Genomic DNA, 16233 nt, shown 5'->3' on the forward strand with positions numbered 1-16233 from the left:
ATGTGTCCCCATCTGCGGCAAAAACAAGTCTATCTGCGCCTGAAAGCGTCCGCTTATCAACAGCCGCCGGATGGATCGACCAATAAAAAACCCGTCACGCGCAGGCGTGACGGGTTGGTATTTGCACCACGTCAGGCCCGGTTACACGCGCATCGGCATGAGCACGTAAAGCGCGTCTTCGGCAGCAAGATCGCGAACGAGCGTCGGCGAACCCGGATCGGCCAGCATGAAGATCGCATCGGTGCCGGTCAGCTGCGAGGTGATGTCGAGCAGGTACTTGGCATTGAAGCCGATTTCGAGTGGGTCGTGTTCGTAACCGACGGGCAGTTCTTCGGTAGCACTGCCGGAATCCGGATTATTGACCGTCAGCGTCATCTGGCCCTCGCTCAACGCCAGCTTGACGGCGCGGCCGCGCTCGGACGAGATCGTCGACACGCGGTCGACGGCCTGGGCGAAGGACTGGCAATCGACGCGCAGTTCCTTGTCGTTGTTGGCCGGGATCACGCGCTGGTAATCCGGGAAAGTGCCGTCGATCAGCTTCGAGGTCATGACGATCGAGCCGATGGTCAGGCGGATCTTGGCATCGGACACTTCGACGGTGACGACGAGGTCCGGATTGTCGAGCAGCTTCTGCAATTCGCTGACGGTCTTGCGCGGGATGATGATGCCCGGCATGCCCTCCGAGCCCGACGGCGCTTCGACGTCGGCGCGGGCGAGGCGGTGACCGTCGGTGGCGACGGCGCGCAGCTTCAGTTCGCCCTTGCTCTCGACGGTGTGCATGAAGATGCCGTTGAGATAGTAGCGGGTTTCCTCGGTCGAGATCGCAAACTGGGTGCGATCGATCAACATCTTGAGGTCGGTCGCCTTGAGGCGGAAGGAGTGCGAGAAGCTGCCGGCGGTGAGATCCGGGAAGTCGGACTGCGGCAGGCACTGCAGCGAGAATTTCGAACGGCCCGAGGCAACGGTCATCGCCGTGCCCTCGGCATTGGTGGCGAGCAGCACTTCCGAACCGTCGGGCAGCTTGCGCACGATGTCGTAGAGCAGATGCGCCGGCACCGTGGTCGCGCCCGACTGTTCCACCTGCGCCGGCGTCGCCTCGGTGATTTCGAGGTCGAGGTCGGTCGCCTTCATTTCCAGGCTCGCGCCGTCGGAACGCAAGAGCACGTTCGAGAGGATCGGGATCGTGTTTCGCCGCTCGACCACGCGGTGCACGTGGTTCAGCGATTTCAGGAGGTTGGACCGCTCGAGAGTAATGCGCATGGGATGCCGCTTTCAACCATTGCCCGGCGGACGAGGCGCCCGCCTGAGCGTCAACTGCGAGTGTCCCGGCCGACCGACCGGAAAGATGTGGACCGGCAAAATGGCAGAAACAGCGCCCGGAAAGCAAGGGGTTTGAGGGCTTCTGTCCCCAGATGTGGTACGCCGGCTCGCCGCTCGACCCTTGCCCTGCCGTGCCGGCTCACTCATAAAGTCCGAACAGGCGCTTCGGCGAGCATGATCAGGACGTTGCAGGTGGAAAAACAGAAGATATCGGAACCATCCGGCGGGCAGAGAGAGCGCAGCTATCGCCTGCACAATGTCAGCGTCCCGGCCCGTCCGCTCGATGCCGCACTCTATCTGGTGGCAACTCCGATTGGCAATCTCGGCGATATCACGCTGCGGGCGCTGGAAACGCTCGCCGGCGCCGATGTGCTCGCCTGCGAGGACACGCGGGTCACGCGCGTGCTGCTCGACCGCTACGGCATCGTGAACCGGCCCTATGCGTACCATGAACACAATGCCGACGAGGCCGGGCCACGGTTGCTGGCAGCGCTCGCCGAAGGGCGATCGGTCGCACTCGTCTCCGATGCCGGTACGCCGTTGGTCTCCGATCCCGGCTACCGCCTGGCCCAGCTTGCGATCGAGGCGGGACACCGCGTCGTGCCGATCCCCGGTGCCTCGGCGCCGCTCGCCGCCCTAGTCGGTTCTGGCCTGCCGAACGACGCCTTCCTCTTTGCCGGTTTCCTGCCGACCAAGGACAAGGCGAAGCGCGATCGCCTCAAGGAATTCGCGACCGTGCCGGCGACGATCATGTTCTTTGAATCGCCGCACCGGATTGCCACGACGGTAGCGGCCGCGGCCGAGGTGCTCGGCGAGGGGAGACGGGCTGCCGTCTGCCGCGAGCTCACCAAGACCTTCGAGGAGTTCCGCCGTGGCACGCTCGGCGAGCTTGCCGCCCATTATGAAGAGGCAGGTGCCGTCAAAGGCGAGATCGTTCTCGTCATCGGTCCGCCGGATGCAGCACCCGAGCCGGAAGCGGCCGATGTCGACGCCCTGCTGCTAAGCCTCATCACCGACATGCCGGCAGGCAAGGCGGCGACCGAAGCTGCCCGCCAGACTGGCCTGCCGCGCAGGGAACTCTATGACCGCCTGCTGCAATTGAAGGAGCGCCATGGCGACTGATGCGGGCGATCGGCGGAGACTGAAGGCGCTGAGGCGCGGATACCTCGCCGAGTATCGCGCAGCACTCTGCCTGTTGCTGAAGGGGTATCGCATCGTCGCCATGCGCCATCGCACCAAGCTCGGCGAGATCGACATCATCGCAAGGCGCGGCGACCTCATTGCCTGCGTCGAGGTCAAGGCGCGCCGCTCGGCCGAAGACGGCGTCTTCGCGGTGACGGCCACGGCGCAAAAGCGCATTCGCGCTGCGAGCGATCTCTGGCTAGCCAAACAACCAGATTTCAGCAGGCTTTCAGTGCGTTACGACATCGTCACGGTGACGCCCTGGGGTTGGCCGCGGCACCTGCCGGATGCCTTCTGAACCGGGGCGGGATCAGGGAAAATGATCGCGGTGTTCCGCCGGCACCCCGACTTGGAACATATTGTCGAATTTGTAATCGTTCCGACACAAAAGCGTAACCAGCCTGTCATTGTCGAGGCGGCGCGCATCGATGGCGCGGGACCGTTCAAGTTCTTCATCGACGTCCTGGTGCCGCTGTCGCGAACCATGATGGCGGCGATCTTCATCATCATGTTCGTCTACGGCTGGAACCAGTATCTCTGGCCGACGCTGATGACCACCGACGAAGGCTTCTTCACGCTGGTGCGCGGCATCAAGCAGATCCTGCTCGTCTGGGTCGGCTCGAACATTCCCGACTACAACGAGGCCTTTGCGCTGGCGATCCTCGCCATGCTGCCGCCTGTGATGATCGTCGTGATCTTCCAGCGCTGGTTCATCAAGGGCCTGACGGAAAGCGACAAGTAGGCGGGGCGGCGGTGGGACAAGTCTCCCGCCCGCTCCCGAAACGGCACCATTTCAACGGAGGCAGCCATGGCGGCCATTACCATCGCCGAGGTCTCGAAGATCTTTCACGGCAATGTCGAGGCGGTGAAATCCGTCTCGATCGACATCGAGGACGGCGAATTCATCGTGTTGGTCGGTCCGTCCGGCTGCGGCAAGTCCACGCTCCTGCGCATGGTCGCGGGCCTCGAGACGATGTCCAAGGGCACGGTGACGATCGGTTCACGCGTCATCAACGACGTCGATCCGGCCGAGCGCGGTATCGCCGTGGTCTTTCAGAACTATGCGCTCTATCCGCACATGACCATCTACGACAACCTTGCCTATGCCCTCAGGAACCGCAAGACGGCCGAAGGCCGAGATCGATGCCCGCGTCGCCGAAGCCGCCCGCATGCTGGAGATCGAGCCCTATCTTTCCCGCAAGCCCCGCGCGCTCTCCGGCGGCCAGCGCCAGCGCGTCGCCATGGGCCGCGCCATCGTGCGCAAGCCAGCGGCCATCCTCTTCGATGAACCGCTCTCCAACCTCGACGCCAAGCTGCGCGTCTCCATGCGCGGCGAAATCAAGCGGCTACAGAAGCGCCTCGGCACGACCTCGCTCTACGTCACCCACGACCAGCTGGAGGCGATGACGCTCGCCGACCGGCTGGTAGTGCTGAACGGCGGCCGCATCGAGCAGATCGAGCTTCATCGGCTCGCCGGCAATGAACCTGGTGAAGGGGCACATCGAAGGCGGCAGCCTGCAGATCGGTCTCTACAAGATTGCCCTTGCCGGTCGCGCTCCGGTGGAAGGCGCCGTCACCGTCGGCCTGCGCGCCGAGGACCTCAGGCTCGCTGCCGTCGGTGAGGACGCCATGCTGTTCCAGGTCGACTATGTCGAGGAGCTGGGCGCGCAGCGTCTCGTGCACGGAACCATCGACGATCAGCAGCTGACGATCGCTCTCTCTCCTGAAACGCCGCTGTCCGGCGATCTTGCCGTGACGATCGCCGTCGACTGCCTGCACTTCTTCTCGCCCGAAACCGGCAAGCGGCTGGAGCGCGGCACGTCTGTCGCGGGCGACGATCAGTCGGCGCAGAGCCTGCGCCTGGAGACCGTATCGTGATCCACGAAACCGTAGAGCAACTTGTCGTTCCATCGGCTGAAGTCCGTGCTGGTTTTGCCGGGGTCGTGCGCACCGTCGCAGCCCATGACGCAGCCATGCCGCGCGCCCGGAGATGAACAGCATCGAGGTCGGCGGCGCGCCATCCTCGACCATGCCGCTCGCGCTTCCGTTTACGATCGGCGCCGTCATCGAGACCGAGGCGGGTCCCTTCGTCGCCGTCTCCACCCATCTCGAAAGCGCCACCACTGCCGCCTATCGCGAGCGCCAGGTCAGGGAATTGATCGATGCGCTCGACGAGGCCTTCCCGGGCCTGCCCATGCTGATCGGTGGCGATCTCAACACTGGCAACCATGCCGGCGGCGACTTCGAGGCGGAAGGGCTCTTTGCCATGAGCACCGCCCGCGGCTTCACCCGCCACGGCGGCCCGCTCGAGGTGATGACCACCCGACCGAGCCTGATTACCCGCTGGCCGGAGCGCGCGATGAAGCTCGACTGGTTCCTTTCGCGGGGGCTGACGATCGGCGAAACCAGGATCATTCCCTAGCTCGATCCGTCCGGCCGGCCGCTCTCGGATCACGATCTCATCACCTGCCTCGTCGAAGGCTTCGAATAGCCTCACCTCGCCTTGCCTAAGGCCCGCCCGCATTCTACATGTTGCGGGCTTTTTCAGAGTAGAATGGCGTGCGATTTCCGCGGCCACTCCGCTCTGGCGGTTTGAAATCGATCGCGGGTTTCCGTGATGCAATAGGGACGGGAAGATGGCGAAAATCGTCAATGTCGGGGTCCAGATGGACCATGTGTCGGGCATCAACATTGCGGGTGACTCCACCTTCGCGATGAGCCTCGAGGCACAGTGGCGCGGCTATCGCCTCTTCCACTACACGCCCGAAAAACTGTCGCTGCGCGACGGCAAGGTCTATGCAAGCGTGCAGCAGATGACGCTGCGCGACGTCAAGGGCGATCACTTCACGCTTGGCGAGGCTGAGCGCGTTGATCTTTCGACCATGGACGTCATCCTGCTCCGTCAGGACCCGCCCTTCGACATGGCCTACATCACCTCGACCCACCTTCTGGAGCGCCTGCATCCGAAGACGCTGGTCGTCAACGATCCGGCCTGGGTGCGCAACTCGCCGGAGAAGATCTTCGTCACCGAATTCGCCGACCTGATGCCGAAGACGCTGATTACCCGCGACCCCGCCGAGATCGCCAGCTTCCGCCAGGAGATGGGCGACATCATCCTGAAGCCGCTCTACGGCAATGGCGGCGCTGGTGTTTTCCACTCGACCCGTGACGACCGCAACCTGTCGTCGCTGCTCGAAATGTTCGGCCAGATGTTCCGCGAGCCCTTCATTGCCCAGGAATACCTGCCGGCGGTGCGCAAGGGCGACAAGCGCATCCTGCTCGTCGACGGCGAACCGGTCGGCGCCATCAACCGCGTTCCGGCCGCGCACGACGCCCGCTCCAACATGCATGCCGGCGGCCGGCCCGAGCCGACCGAACTGACGGCCCGCGAAAAGGAAATCTGCGCCCGTATCGCCCCGGCGCTGAAGGCCCGCGGGTTCCTCTTCGTCGGCATCGACGTCATCGGCGACTATATGACCGAGATCAACGTCACCTCGCCGACCGGCATCCGCGAAGTGAAGAAATTCGGCGGCGCCGACATAGCCAGCCTGCTCTGGGACGCGATCGAGCACAAGCGCGCCTGATCCGACGCTCTTCCTACTGCGTGTCTCCTTGAATCGACCTCGATCTTTGGGCGTCTGCTAAGACGCGCGGCGCTATAGAGGTACTTCCGGCCAATAGAGATTGCCGCGGCTCCGCCCGGGGCTGCTCACTCGAGCGTCCTCGTCGACGACAGCGCGCTGGTTTCGTGCCAGCATATGTTCTGTAATTGTTCTTGTTTTTGTGCGTGATCCGTGCAAGGCTCCGTCTTGCAACCCAAGGCGGTTGCGGCGCCCATGAGTTGGGCTGCCTGGGCGAGGGGATAATCATGGTCGCGCGTGTCAGCACGGTCGCATTTCAGGGTATCGAGGGTCTGCCGGTCGACGTTCAGGTGATGGTTGCACCGGGCAAGGTCGGCATGCAGATCGTCGGCCTGCCGGACAAGGCGGTCGCCGAAAGCCGCGAGCGGGTGCAGGCGGCGCTTCACGCTTCCGGTCTGGCGCTGCCGGCCAAGCGCGTCACCGTCAATCTCGCCCCCGCCGATCTGCCCAAGGAAGGCAGCCATTTCGATCTGGCAATCGCGCTTGGCCTGATGGCGGCGCTCGGCGCCATTCCCGGCGACGCGTTGGCGCCCTATGTCGTGATCGGCGAACTCAACCTCGATGGCACCATTGCCGCGGTTGCCGGCGCGCTGCCGGCGGCGATCGGCGCCAATGCGCTCGGCAAGGGGCTGATCTGCCCAGCCGAAAGCGGGGCGGAGGCCGCCTGGGCCGGGGCTGACATCGACATTCTCGCGCCGCGAAGCCTGATCGCCATCGCCAACCATTTCCGCGGCACGCAGGTGCTTTCGCGGCCGCAGGCCGCGATCCGCTCGGGCTCTGCCAACCTGCCCGACCTCGCCGACATCAAGGGCCAGGAAAGCGCCAAGCGGGCGCTCGAGGTCGCGGCCGCCGGCAACCACAATCTGCTGATGGTCGGCCCGCCCGGATCGGGAAAGTCGATGCTGGCTGCGCGGCTGCCATCGATCCTGCCGCCACTCAGTCCGGCCGAGCTCCTCGAAGTGTCGATGATCCATTCGATCGCCGGGCAATTGCCGGGCGGCAAGCTGTCGGACCGGCGGCCGTTCCGCACGCCGCACCATTCCGCCACCATGGCCGCCATGGTCGGTGGCGGCTTGCGTGCCAAACCCGGCGAGGCGTCGCTCGCCCATCATGGCGTGCTGTTCCTCGACGAGTTTCCGGAATTCTCGCCGCAGGTGCTGGATGCACTGCGCCAGCCGCTCGAAACGGCCGAATGCATCATCGCCCGCGCCAATCACCGCGTCAGCTATCCCGCCGCGATCCAGCTCGTCGCCGCCATGAACCCCTGCCGCTGCGGCATGGCGGGCGAGCCCGGCCACAGCTGCGCGCGTGGACCCCGCTGCATGGCAGACTATCAGGCGCGCATCTCCGGCCCGCTGATGGATCGCATCGACATCCGTATCGACGTGCCGGCCGTCAGCGCCGCCGATCTCCTGAAGCCGGCGGCTGCCGAAAGCAGTGAGGTCGTGGCCCGCCGGGTTGCCCGCGCCCGGGCCTTGCAGATCGACCGCTTCGCCGCCCTTGGCCATGCGGAATTGACGAGCAATGCCCGCTCATCGACATCGATGATCGAGAAAATCGCCGAGCCCGACACCGCGGGCCTGCAACTCCTCAGGGACGCCGCCGAAAAGATGAAATTCTCCGCGCGCGGCTACCACCGTGTGCTGAAAGTCGCGCGCACGCTCGCCGACCTCGATGGCGCGCCGACGGTCGGCCGCATCCATCTGGCCGAGGCGATTTCCTACCGCATCGCCGGCGAAAGGCTGCAGGCGGCGGCATAGCAGACGGTCGGCTCTGCGACACCCGATCCATGTGTTTCACGACGCCGGCCCGCGCGGCGCCCTTTGACCAGGTCTGGCAGGCCGATCAGCCGCCGAGGCCCTCGAACAGCGCCGTCGAGAGATAGCGTTCGGCGAAGGACGGGATGATGACGACAATGGTCTTGCCGGCATTTTCCTCACGCTGGCCGACCTCGATCGCGGCCGTCAGTGCCGCGCCGGCGGAGATGCCCACCGGCACGCCTTCGAGCCTGGCGACGAGGCGGGCGGCGTCGATGGCTTCGCCGCTATTGACCGTGACGATCTCGTCATAGATCGAGGTGTCGAGGATTGCCGGGGCGAAGCCTGCGCCGATGCCCTGGATTTTGTGCGGGCCGGGCGCTCCACCGGAGAGAACGGGCGATTCCTCCGGCTCGACCGCGATCACCTGGATCGAAGGCTTGCGCGCCTTCAATACCTGGCCGGCACCGGTGATCGTGCCGCCGGTGCCGATACCGGACACGAAGATGTCGACCGCGCCGTCGGTATCGTTCCAGATCTCCTCTGCCGTGGTCTTGCGGTGAATTTCCGGGTTGGCCGGATTTTCGAACTGCTGCGGGATGATCGCGTCGGGCAGGGTCTCGACCAGTTCCTGTGCCTTGGCGATCGCGCCCTTCATGCCTTTGGCGCCTTCCGTCAGCACCAGTTCGGCGCCGAGCAGCGCCAGCATCTTGCGTCGCTCGACCGACATGGTCTCCGGCATGGTGAGGATCAGCTTGTAGCCCTTGGCAGCGGCGACGAAGGCGAGCGCGATGCCGGTATTGCCCGAGGTCGGTTCGATCAGGGTCGTGCGGCCGGGAACGATCTTGCCCTGGGCTTCCAGGCTCTCGATCATCGCCACGCCGATGCGGTCCTTGACCGAGGCGATCGGATTGAAGAATTCGAGCTTGGCGAGCAGGTTCGCCTTCACGCCCTTCTCCTTGGCAAGCTTGTCCAGCCGCACGATGGGCGTGTCGCCGATCGTTTCCGTAATCGAGGAATAGACGCGGCCGCGGCCGGGCTTGCGTGTGTCGGACATGAGGCTCTCCCTTGGACGTAGATTGTTCGTCTCTGAGAATAGGAACAACGGCCGTCCAATGCCAGAACGGCGAACGCGACAGGATGACCTGCCGAAGGAAAAATCACCGGCGAATGCGTTGTTCGGGAAAAGTTCTTTCAGCCCGCGCGAACGGCGATATAGGCGGCCGTTCCCGCAAGCACGCTGGCTGCTACACGGTTCAGCGCCTTCAGCGCCTTGGGTTGCTTGAGCAGCAAGCGCGCCCGCGCGGCGAGCAGCATGTAGGGAACGAGCACCGTCAAGAGCACCAGGAAGGTTGCCGTCAGCAGCAGGCCGTAGTCGCGCGGGCCGATCGCGGCAATGTCGATCAGCGTCGGCACCAGCGCCACATAGAACAGCATCGTCTTCGGGTTGCCGAGAGTGACGAGCAGGCCGGAGACGAACGACATTGCCGCATTCGTCGATGGCTTCGCCTTGATGTCCTTAGGCAGCAGCCCGGCGGTCCAGAGCTTCCAGGCGATATAGCCGAGATAGAGCACCCCGGCGAACTTCACCACCAGGAAGATGGTGGTGAAGGTCTGCGCAATCAGCGCCAGCCCGAGCACGACAGCCGTCAGATAGACCATATCGCCGAGGATCACGCCGAGGCCCATGAAGAAGGTTTCGCGAAAGCCGGAACCGAGCGCCCGCGCGACCAGCGCGGTCACGCCGGGACCGGGGATGGCCGCCGCGATGAAAAGGGCACCGCTATAGGCGATGAGGGCCGCGAGCGTCATGGACGTTCCTCCCAATGGTGGTGCAGGCTTTTAACGCAAACCGCCAAAAAGGGAAATCATGGGACGGCGGCCAATGGGCGCGTCTGGCGGCAAAATTGACCGGGTGACAAGTCTGGCATTGCCCGCCGACGCCGGATCGGTAGAGCTTGCTGAAAAACGAGCGAAAGGCGCGCTTCCATGCCGGAATTGAAGGATCTCATCGGCTTTGCCCTGCTGGCACTCGGCATGGTGCTGACCCCGGGGCCGAACATGATCTACCTGATCTCGCGCTCGATCAGCCAGGGACCGGGCGCCGGACTGATCTCGCTCGGCGGCGTCGCACTCGGTTTCGTCGTCTACATGGTCTCTGCCGCGCTCGGCATCACCGCGCTGCTTCTCGCCGTGCCCTTCGCCTATGACGCGCTGCGTCTCGCAGGCGCCGGCTATCTTCTCTATCTCGCCTGGCAGGCGGTCAGGCCGGGCGGTCGGTCGCCTTTTCAGGTCCGCCAACTGCCGAAGGACGGGCCGAAGAAGCTCTTCGTCATGGGGTTCCTGACGAGCCTGCTCAATCCCAAGGTGGCGGTGCTCTATCTTTCGCTTCTGCCCCAGTTCATCCGGCCGGAGCTCGGCAATGTGCTCGGCCAGTCGCTGGTCTTCGGCTCGATCCAGATTGTGACCAGCGTTACCGTCAACGCGATGATCGCGCTTGCAGCCAGCGGCATCGCCGCGTTTCTCGCCGGGCGGCCGCTGTTCATGGTGGTTCAGCGCTGGGCCATGGGCACGGCGCTGTTCGGCTTTGCGCTCGGCATGGCGGCCGAAGCGCGGCGATAGCCGGTGCCTGCCCTATCCCCAGAGGATTACTCGAAAACCGGCCGCATGAAGCTGCGCTCGTAGCTGACGATGCAGCGCGTCCTCTCGGCATAGGCGAAAGCCTCCAGGCATTCCGGATCCGCGGCCATCTCCTTGCGATAGCTCTCGTAGGCCGCAAGGCTCGGAAAGCTGAAAAGCGCGAGCGCGATGTTGTTTGCCCCCTCATGCGGCATGAAATAGCCGTGATGCGTTCCGCCCAGCCGATTGACGAGCGGAATCCAGAGCTTGGCGTAGTGCTCGAACTCGGCGAGCTTGTAGGGGTCGATGACGTATTTCAGGTAGCAGGTGATCATGCCGTTCTCCCTTCGCGCTCACGCTTGATAGTGGAGGGGAGGCGAAGTTTCCAGCCGAGATTCATGCCGGCGGCGGCGATCAGGATCGCCACAGAGCCGAGGATCTGGACCGGCTGCAATTGATGGCCGAAAGCGACGCGGTCCACGACGATGGCTGCGATCGGGTAAATGAAGGAGAGCGCGCCGGTCATATGCGTCGGCAGCCGCTGGATCGCGCCATAGAGCAGCACATACATCAGCCCGGTGTGGATGACACCGAGGGTGAGGAGGATCGACCACTGTGCGGGCCCTGATGGTGCGGCGGCGGCGAGCGTCATCGGCGCGAGCATCACGGTCCCGGTGATCACCTGTACCAGCGCGATCAGATGCGGCGGCGTGCCCTTGAGCAACTTCGTTGTGATCGCTGCGATCGCATAGAAGAAGGCGGCAGCGACCGCGAGCGCAATGCCGGTCAGATAGCTTTCCGGGGCGAAGCCCTGGCCGGGCTTGGCGGCGACGATCGCCAGCATGCCGGCGAAGGAGACGGTAAGCCAAAAGATCTTGGTGGCGGTGATCTTCTCGCCGAGGAACAGCGCGCCGAGGCCCAGCAGCATGAAGGGTTGCGTGTTGTAGACCATCGTGGCGATCGAGATCGACGCATGGGAATAGGCGGCGAAGAGCAACAGCCAGTTGACGACGATCGCGATGCCGCCGGCAACCGAGAGCAGCAGCATCCGCCGGCTGAAGTGACGACGCTCGAGGAGCCCGAGCGCCCAGGCGATGGCCACGAGAGTGAAGGCCCCGAAGATGCAGCGCCAAAACACCACGCTCGTCACCGGCTGCCCCGACATCAGCACGAACAAGCCGATGGTTCCGGATATCAGCATGGCCGCCGTCATCTCGGTGCTGCCGCGCTTGAGTTCGTTGTTCATGACCACTGCTCCATGTTTGGTGATTGGAGAATAGCCGGTGCTTACGGCCTTTCCCATGGATGAACAAAGGCAATTATGCTATATTGCCTAATTATCGAAGTTCTGTTTGTTGTTGTGGCTTATGGTGTCGTGATGCTGGACGAGATTGACCGACGAATCCTCGACATTCTGGCGGCCAATGCCCGGGTGTCGCTGAAGGAACTGGCGCAGGAGGCGGGGCTATCCTCTCCGAGTGCTGCGGATCGTCTCCGCAAGCTGGAAGAGCGCGGCATTCTCGACGGCTTCACCATCGCCCTCAACCCGGTGAAAGTCGGCTATCCGCTGCAGGCCGTCATCCGCGTGCGGCCGATGCCGGGCATGCTGCACATCGTCGAGCGGCTGATCCAGGACACGCCCGAAATCGTCGAATGCGACAAGGTCACCGGCGACGATTGTTTCATCGCCAAGCTCTTCGTTCGCGACATGGCGCAGCTCGACACGATCCTCGACCGGATCGCCGAGAAGGCGCAGACCAACACTTCGATCGTCAAGTCGTCGCCGGTCAAGCGCCGCCTGCCGCCTCTGATTTAGAAAAATCTCGTTTAAACGCCCGTCGAGCCGAAGCCGCCGGCGCCGCGGGCCGTCTCGCTCGCCCCGTCAGCCTCGCGGACCGTGACCTGCGTGACCGGCGCGATCACCATCTGGGCAATGCGCATGCCGCGCTCGATGACGAAATCCTCGTCGCCGAGATTGACGAGCAGCACCTTCACCTCGCCGCGATAGTCGCTGTCGATCGTGCCGGGCGTGTTGAGGCAGGTGATGCCATGCTTGAAGGCGAGCCCTGAGCGCGGGCGGATCTGCGCCTCATAGCCCGCCGGAACCTCGAAGACGAAGCCCGTCGGCACCAGCGCCCGCTTGCCCGGCGTGAGCATGAGCGGGCGATCGGCGGGAACGGCCGCGCGCAAATCCATGCCAGCGGCACCGGATGTCTCATAGGCCGGCAGCTCGAGGCCCTCGCCGTGCGGCAGGCGAACGAGGTTGAGGGTCGGGCGGGATTCGGATGGATGTGTGCTCATGGTCGCATAAGCCGGCGCGTGGGTGCCTCGGTCAATTGCATAATCGGGGCCGAGCCTGTAAAGGACGCGGCAACTCACAGGATTCTACGACATGGCTGAAACTCTCGCCGAGGCGGTCTCCCGCCGCCGCACATTTGCGATCATTGCGCACCCGGACGCCGGTAAGACCACGCTCACCGAAAAGCTGCTGCTGTTCGGCGGCGCCATCCAGCTCGCCGGCGAGGTCAAGGCCAAGAAGGATCGCATCCAGACCCGTTCGGACTGGATGAAGATCGAGCGCGAGCGCGGCATCTCGGTCGTCACCTCGGTGATGACCTTCGAATATGGCGGCAACGTCTTCAACATTCTCGATACGCCCGGCCACGAAGACTTCGCCGACGACACCTATCGCACGCTGACGGCGGTGGATGCCGCGGTCATGGTCATCGACGCCGCCAAGGGTATCGAGCCGCGCACGCTGAAGCTTTTCGAAGTCTGCCGCATGCGTGATATCCCGATCATCACCTTCGTCAACAAGATGGACCGCGAGAGCCGCGATCCCTTCGAGATCCTGGATGAAGTCGAGGAAAAGCTGGCGCTCGATTGCGCGCCGGTGACCTGGCCGATCGGCCGGTCCAAGACCTTCTGCGGTTCCTATCATCTGGCCGACAACACCGTGCGCGGCTCCGATACGCAGGAAATTCCGACCAAGGTCAGCGGTGCGGAAATGGCCTCCCATCGCCTGCCGGAAAACGAGCGCGACGCCTTCACCGACGAGCTGACGCTGGCGATCGAGGCCTGCAAGCCCTTCGACAAGACGGCCTTTCTCGAGGGTCACCTGACGCCGGTCTTCTTCGGCTCGGCGCTGCGCAACTTCGGTGTGCGCGATCTCATCAACGCGCTCGGCGAGATGGCTCCGCCGCCGCGTGACCAGGTGGCGGATATCCGCACGGTGCACGCGACCGACGACAAGATGACGGCTTTCGTCTTCAAGATTCAGGCCAACATGGACCCGAACCATCGCGACCGTATCGCCTTTGCCCGCGTCTGCTCCGGCAAGCTCGAGCGCGGCATGAAGGCGCGCCTGTCGCGCACCGGCAAGCAACTGGGCCTCAGCGCTCCGCAGTTCTTCTTCGCTTCGCAGCGTCAGCTCGCCGATACCGCCTATGCGGGCGACGTCGTCGGCATCCCGAACCACGGCACGCTTCGTATCGGCGACACGCTGACTGAGGGTGAGCCGCTGGTGTTCCAGGGCGTGCCGAATTTCTCGCCGGAAATCCTGCGCCGCGTACGGCTGGAAGATGCGATGAAGGCGAAGAAGCTGAAGGAAGCGCTGCAGCAGATGGCGGAAGAGGGCGTCGTCCAGCTCTTCTCGCCCGAAGACGGCTCGCCGGCGATCGTCGGCGTCGTCGGCGCACTGCAGCTCGACGTGTTGAAGGAACGCCTCAGCGCCGAATACGGCCTGCCGGTCTCCTTCGAAATGTCGCGCTTCTCGGTCTGCCGCTGGATTTCGGCCGATCAGGCCGCCGATCTCGACAAGTTTATCACGGCGCGCCGCGGCGACATCGCCCGCGATCTCGACGGCGACCCGGTCTTCCTCGCGCAGGACAGCTTCTCGCTGCGCTACGAGGCAGAACGCTACCCGGCGATCAAGATGGTCGCGATCAAGGAATATCACGTCGCCAAGGCAGCCTGATCACCCAATCATGCCGGCCAGTGCTGAAGCATCGGCCGGCCTTTCGGCGCTGAAGTACCGCGTCTGAACGAGATCCCTAAATCGTAAAATCGAAACGCGGAGATGAGCGATCGAGCACGGCCATGCTCGGGCGAACATCCCAGGCCGCCGCGATCGCCTCGGAAAGCACGATCGTCAAGCGCTCGACATCGTCGCGCGCCGTCTCGTGCAGGGCTTCGGCAACGATCAGTGCACGTGTTGTCTGCGGCCGGATCGCCGAATGACCGCTCTGCCGGTTGGTCCAGCGTCGGGCGTGCGCCCGCCCTTCGCCATCCGCAAAGATCACCTCGCCGGGTTCGGGGCATTCCACCTCTCCCGAGAAGGTCAGGTAGGTTTCGTTACCGAGCGCCCGGCGGACCAACAGAAAATCGGTGACGCGTTCGAGATCGAAGACCGCAATCGGGATTGCAAAGGCGAGCGAGGCGGCGTTGCAGAGATCGATCAGCGGGTGGATCGCCGGCAGGCTGCCTTCCTTCCTGAAGCGCCTGAGCAGCGCCTCGGAGGCCGAACGATATTGCGTCGGCTTCAGCCCCATCTTGGCAAAGGTCCGGCGCCAGGCCTGGATTTCCGGCAGCTCGCTTTCCGAGCCTGTGCCGAGGCGCTCGTTCGCGATCGCCTGGAGGCGACGAATCTCGCCCTCCACCGAAACGTCGCTGCGTACGCCGTCGATAAAGAGGGCGCCGGCGCTGAGCTCCGGGAAATCGCGCCAGATATCGTCTGCGTGTTGGAAATGCATGGAGATCCTCGAAGCCTGTGGGTTCATTCTGGCTCAAGCCTCCTTTGCGGGAAGGGCGCCTGCTGCCCTTCGGCTGGAGTGGATCTGAGGCACGGTCAGTCCAAGAACGGCGCCGAGCACGCAGCCGATGCCCAGAAGCTGGTGGAGACCGACCGGTTCACCGAGCAGCAGGAAGGCGAAGAGCACGGCCGAAACCGGGGCCAAGGCCGTAAAGACCGAAGCCTCGGTGCCGCTCACCCGTGCGGAGCCGGCATACCAGAGCACGAAGCCCGCCACCGTCGGAACGAGCGCATAATAGAAAACCGCAATGATCGCGCCCTTGTCGATCTCTACAGTCGCATGTGCCTCGAACATCGCGGGGATGAGGGCGACGGCGAAGCCGAAGCCGGACATCAGCGTCGAAAGCGCAAGCGGCGAGATTTCCGCCCCGACGCGTTTGTTGAGAAGGATGAACAGGCCCTCGCAGACGACGGCGCCGAAGATGAGGGCGATGCCGAGCGGAGAATGGGCGCTGCCTTCGCCGGACTTGAAGACGATCGCGAGCACACCGACGGCGGCAAGCGCGATCGCCGCAAGCATCCGTCGGTCGGGGCGCTCGCCGAGAACGAGGATGGCGATGGCGGCGGAAACGACCGGCAGGGTCCCAATCACCACGCCGGCATCGGTTGCCGCCGTCAGGCCAAGGCCGGCGATCAGCAGGGTGGTGTAGCCGACGCTGCCAGCACCGGCCTGGGCGATGAGGATCAGCCAGTCGCCGGCCCTAAGTTTCGGCCACGACGTCCCGGTGAACTTCATCAGCACCAGGAACAGCGGGAAGGCGATGGCGAAGCGCATCGCCGTCGCGGTGAAAGGGGCGAGACCAGCAGCAATGATCTTGCTGGCGATCACCGTGCTGCCGACGAGGATCATCGCCAGCGACAGATAGAAATAGCCCCGAAATTTTTCCGACATGTCCGTTCTCCG

15 protein-coding genes and 3 pseudogenes are annotated in these 16233 nt (G+C 64.2%); 10 read left to right on the forward strand and 8 right to left on the reverse strand.

Going from position 1 to position 16233, the window contains the following annotated elements:
• Window positions 1–141: 141 nt before the first annotated feature.
• Entirely contained in the window at window positions 142–1260 is a 1119-nt protein-coding gene (gene dnaN / locus BHMPCIPO_RS02330) for a DNA polymerase III subunit beta (protein ID WP_173515276.1), read from the reverse strand.
• Window positions 1261–1512: 252 nt separating this feature from the next.
• On the opposite strand from dnaN, the gene rsmI reads away from it, so the two are divergent.
• The 7 genes and pseudogenes from rsmI (at window position 1513) to BHMPCIPO_RS02365 (ending at window position 7903) form a co-directional block, all read left to right on the forward strand.
• On the forward strand, window positions 1513–2442 hold the full coding sequence (rsmI, locus tag BHMPCIPO_RS02335; RefSeq protein WP_376741613.1) for a 16S rRNA (cytidine(1402)-2'-O)-methyltransferase: 930 nt from the start codon (window positions 1513–1515) through the stop codon (window positions 2440–2442).
• Complete coding sequence (locus BHMPCIPO_RS02340; protein ID WP_173515278.1) at window positions 2432–2800, forward strand: YraN family protein; 369 nt, start codon at window positions 2432–2434, stop codon at window positions 2798–2800. Before rsmI ends, BHMPCIPO_RS02340 begins: the two co-directional genes overlap by 11 nt.
• 108 nt (window positions 2801–2908) lie before the next feature.
• A pseudogene (locus BHMPCIPO_RS02345) lies at window positions 2909–3244 on the forward strand (ABC transporter permease subunit); the annotation flags it as partial.
• Between the two features lie 66 nt (window positions 3245–3310).
• Window positions 3311–4380, forward strand: a pseudogene (gene ugpC, locus BHMPCIPO_RS02350) (sn-glycerol-3-phosphate ABC transporter ATP-binding protein UgpC).
• Between the two features lie 175 nt (window positions 4381–4555).
• Window positions 4556–4993: pseudogene (locus BHMPCIPO_RS02355) on the forward strand (endonuclease/exonuclease/phosphatase family protein); the annotation flags it as partial.
• 145 nt (window positions 4994–5138) lie between these two features.
• Entirely contained in the window at window positions 5139–6086 is a 948-nt protein-coding gene (gene gshB, locus BHMPCIPO_RS02360; RefSeq protein ID WP_173515279.1) for a glutathione synthase, read from the forward strand.
• Window positions 6087–6370: 284 nt separating this feature from the next.
• Entirely contained in the window at window positions 6371–7903 is a 1533-nt protein-coding gene (locus BHMPCIPO_RS02365) for a YifB family Mg chelatase-like AAA ATPase (RefSeq protein WP_173515280.1), read from the forward strand.
• A gap of 85 nt (window positions 7904–7988) precedes the next feature.
• Here BHMPCIPO_RS02365 and cysK read toward each other — a convergent pair whose 3' ends face one another.
• Window positions 7989–8957 carry a cysteine synthase A gene (cysK, locus tag BHMPCIPO_RS02370; RefSeq protein ID WP_173515281.1) on the reverse strand — a complete coding sequence of 323 codons (969 nt, stop codon included), beginning with the start codon at window positions 8955–8957 and terminating at the stop codon, window positions 7989–7991.
• Between the two features lie 137 nt (window positions 8958–9094).
• Window positions 9095–9712: a LysE family translocator gene (locus BHMPCIPO_RS02375; protein ID WP_173515282.1), complete on the reverse strand. Its 618-nt coding sequence runs from the start codon at window positions 9710–9712 to the stop codon at window positions 9095–9097.
• A 177-nt stretch (window positions 9713–9889) separates the two neighbouring features.
• On the opposite strand from BHMPCIPO_RS02375, the gene BHMPCIPO_RS02380 reads away from it, so the two are divergent.
• Window positions 9890–10522, forward strand: a complete 633-nt coding sequence (locus BHMPCIPO_RS02380; RefSeq protein ID WP_173515283.1) for a LysE family translocator — start codon at window positions 9890–9892, stop codon at window positions 10520–10522.
• A gap of 26 nt (window positions 10523–10548) precedes the next feature.
• On the opposite strand, the gene BHMPCIPO_RS02385 is transcribed toward BHMPCIPO_RS02380, so the two are convergent.
• A complete protein-coding gene (locus BHMPCIPO_RS02385; RefSeq protein WP_173515284.1) occupies window positions 10549–10854 on the reverse strand; it encodes an NIPSNAP family protein in 306 nt (101 codons plus the stop codon).
• The gene (locus tag BHMPCIPO_RS02390) at window positions 10851–11765 is read right to left on the reverse strand and encodes a DMT family transporter (protein ID WP_173515285.1); all 915 of its coding nucleotides are present in this window, start codon (window positions 11763–11765) and stop codon (window positions 10851–10853) included. Before BHMPCIPO_RS02390 ends, BHMPCIPO_RS02385 begins: the two co-directional genes overlap by 4 nt.
• A gap of 132 nt (window positions 11766–11897) precedes the next feature.
• Between BHMPCIPO_RS02390 and BHMPCIPO_RS02395 the strand changes: the two genes are divergently transcribed.
• Window positions 11898–12335: an Lrp/AsnC family transcriptional regulator gene (locus tag BHMPCIPO_RS02395; protein ID WP_173515286.1), complete on the forward strand. Its 438-nt coding sequence runs from the start codon at window positions 11898–11900 to the stop codon at window positions 12333–12335.
• A gap of 11 nt (window positions 12336–12346) precedes the next feature.
• Here BHMPCIPO_RS02395 and dut read toward each other — a convergent pair whose 3' ends face one another.
• Window positions 12347–12820: a dUTP diphosphatase gene (gene dut, locus BHMPCIPO_RS02400; protein WP_173515287.1), complete on the reverse strand. Its 474-nt coding sequence runs from the start codon at window positions 12818–12820 to the stop codon at window positions 12347–12349.
• Between the two features lie 91 nt (window positions 12821–12911).
• On the opposite strand from dut, the gene BHMPCIPO_RS02405 reads away from it, so the two are divergent.
• The gene (locus BHMPCIPO_RS02405; protein WP_173515288.1) at window positions 12912–14495 is read left to right on the forward strand and encodes a peptide chain release factor 3; all 1584 of its coding nucleotides are present in this window, start codon (window positions 12912–12914) and stop codon (window positions 14493–14495) included.
• 76 nt (window positions 14496–14571) lie between these two features.
• Here BHMPCIPO_RS02405 and BHMPCIPO_RS02410 read toward each other — a convergent pair whose 3' ends face one another.
• Both BHMPCIPO_RS02410 and BHMPCIPO_RS02415 read right to left on the reverse strand, forming a co-directional pair.
• The gene (locus tag BHMPCIPO_RS02410; protein ID WP_173515289.1) at window positions 14572–15270 is read right to left on the reverse strand and encodes a B3/B4 domain-containing protein; all 699 of its coding nucleotides are present in this window, start codon (window positions 15268–15270) and stop codon (window positions 14572–14574) included.
• A gap of 33 nt (window positions 15271–15303) precedes the next feature.
• The gene (locus BHMPCIPO_RS02415; RefSeq protein WP_173515290.1) at window positions 15304–16221 is read right to left on the reverse strand and encodes a DMT family transporter; all 918 of its coding nucleotides are present in this window, start codon (window positions 16219–16221) and stop codon (window positions 15304–15306) included.
• Window positions 16222–16233: the final 12 nt, after the last annotated feature.

The organism is Ensifer sesbaniae (assembly GCF_013283665.1).
Classification (GTDB): domain Bacteria; phylum Pseudomonadota; class Alphaproteobacteria; order Rhizobiales; family Rhizobiaceae; genus Ensifer; species Ensifer sesbaniae.

Coding starts and splice junctions, on each gene's coding strand:
- BHMPCIPO_RS02380 (WP_173515283.1), top strand. CDS start 9,890: ATGCCGGAATTGAAGGATCTCATCGGCTTTGCCCTGCTGGCACTCGGC.
- dnaN (WP_173515276.1), bottom strand. CDS start 1,260: ATGCGCATTACTCTCGAGCGGTCCAACCTCCTGAAATCGCTGAACCAC.
- dut (WP_173515287.1), bottom strand. CDS start 12,820: ATGAGCACACATCCATCCGAATCCCGCCCGACCCTCAACCTCGTTCGC.
- gshB (WP_173515279.1), top strand. CDS start 5,139: ATGGCGAAAATCGTCAATGTCGGGGTCCAGATGGACCATGTGTCGGGC.
- BHMPCIPO_RS02395 (WP_173515286.1), top strand. CDS start 11,898: ATGCTGGACGAGATTGACCGACGAATCCTCGACATTCTGGCGGCCAAT.
- BHMPCIPO_RS02410 (WP_173515289.1), bottom strand. CDS start 15,270: ATGCATTTCCAACACGCAGACGATATCTGGCGCGATTTCCCGGAGCTC.
- BHMPCIPO_RS02365 (WP_173515280.1), top strand. CDS start 6,371: ATGGTCGCGCGTGTCAGCACGGTCGCATTTCAGGGTATCGAGGGTCTG.
- BHMPCIPO_RS02405 (WP_173515288.1), top strand. CDS start 12,912: ATGGCTGAAACTCTCGCCGAGGCGGTCTCCCGCCGCCGCACATTTGCG.
- BHMPCIPO_RS02340 (WP_173515278.1), top strand. CDS start 2,432: ATGGCGACTGATGCGGGCGATCGGCGGAGACTGAAGGCGCTGAGGCGC.
- BHMPCIPO_RS02415 (WP_173515290.1), bottom strand. CDS start 16,221: ATGTCGGAAAAATTTCGGGGCTATTTCTATCTGTCGCTGGCGATGATC.
- BHMPCIPO_RS02390 (WP_173515285.1), bottom strand. CDS start 11,765: ATGAACAACGAACTCAAGCGCGGCAGCACCGAGATGACGGCGGCCATG.
- BHMPCIPO_RS02375 (WP_173515282.1), bottom strand. CDS start 9,712: ATGACGCTCGCGGCCCTCATCGCCTATAGCGGTGCCCTTTTCATCGCG.
- BHMPCIPO_RS02385 (WP_173515284.1), bottom strand. CDS start 10,854: ATGATCACCTGCTACCTGAAATACGTCATCGACCCCTACAAGCTCGCC.
- cysK (WP_173515281.1), bottom strand. CDS start 8,957: ATGTCCGACACACGCAAGCCCGGCCGCGGCCGCGTCTATTCCTCGATT.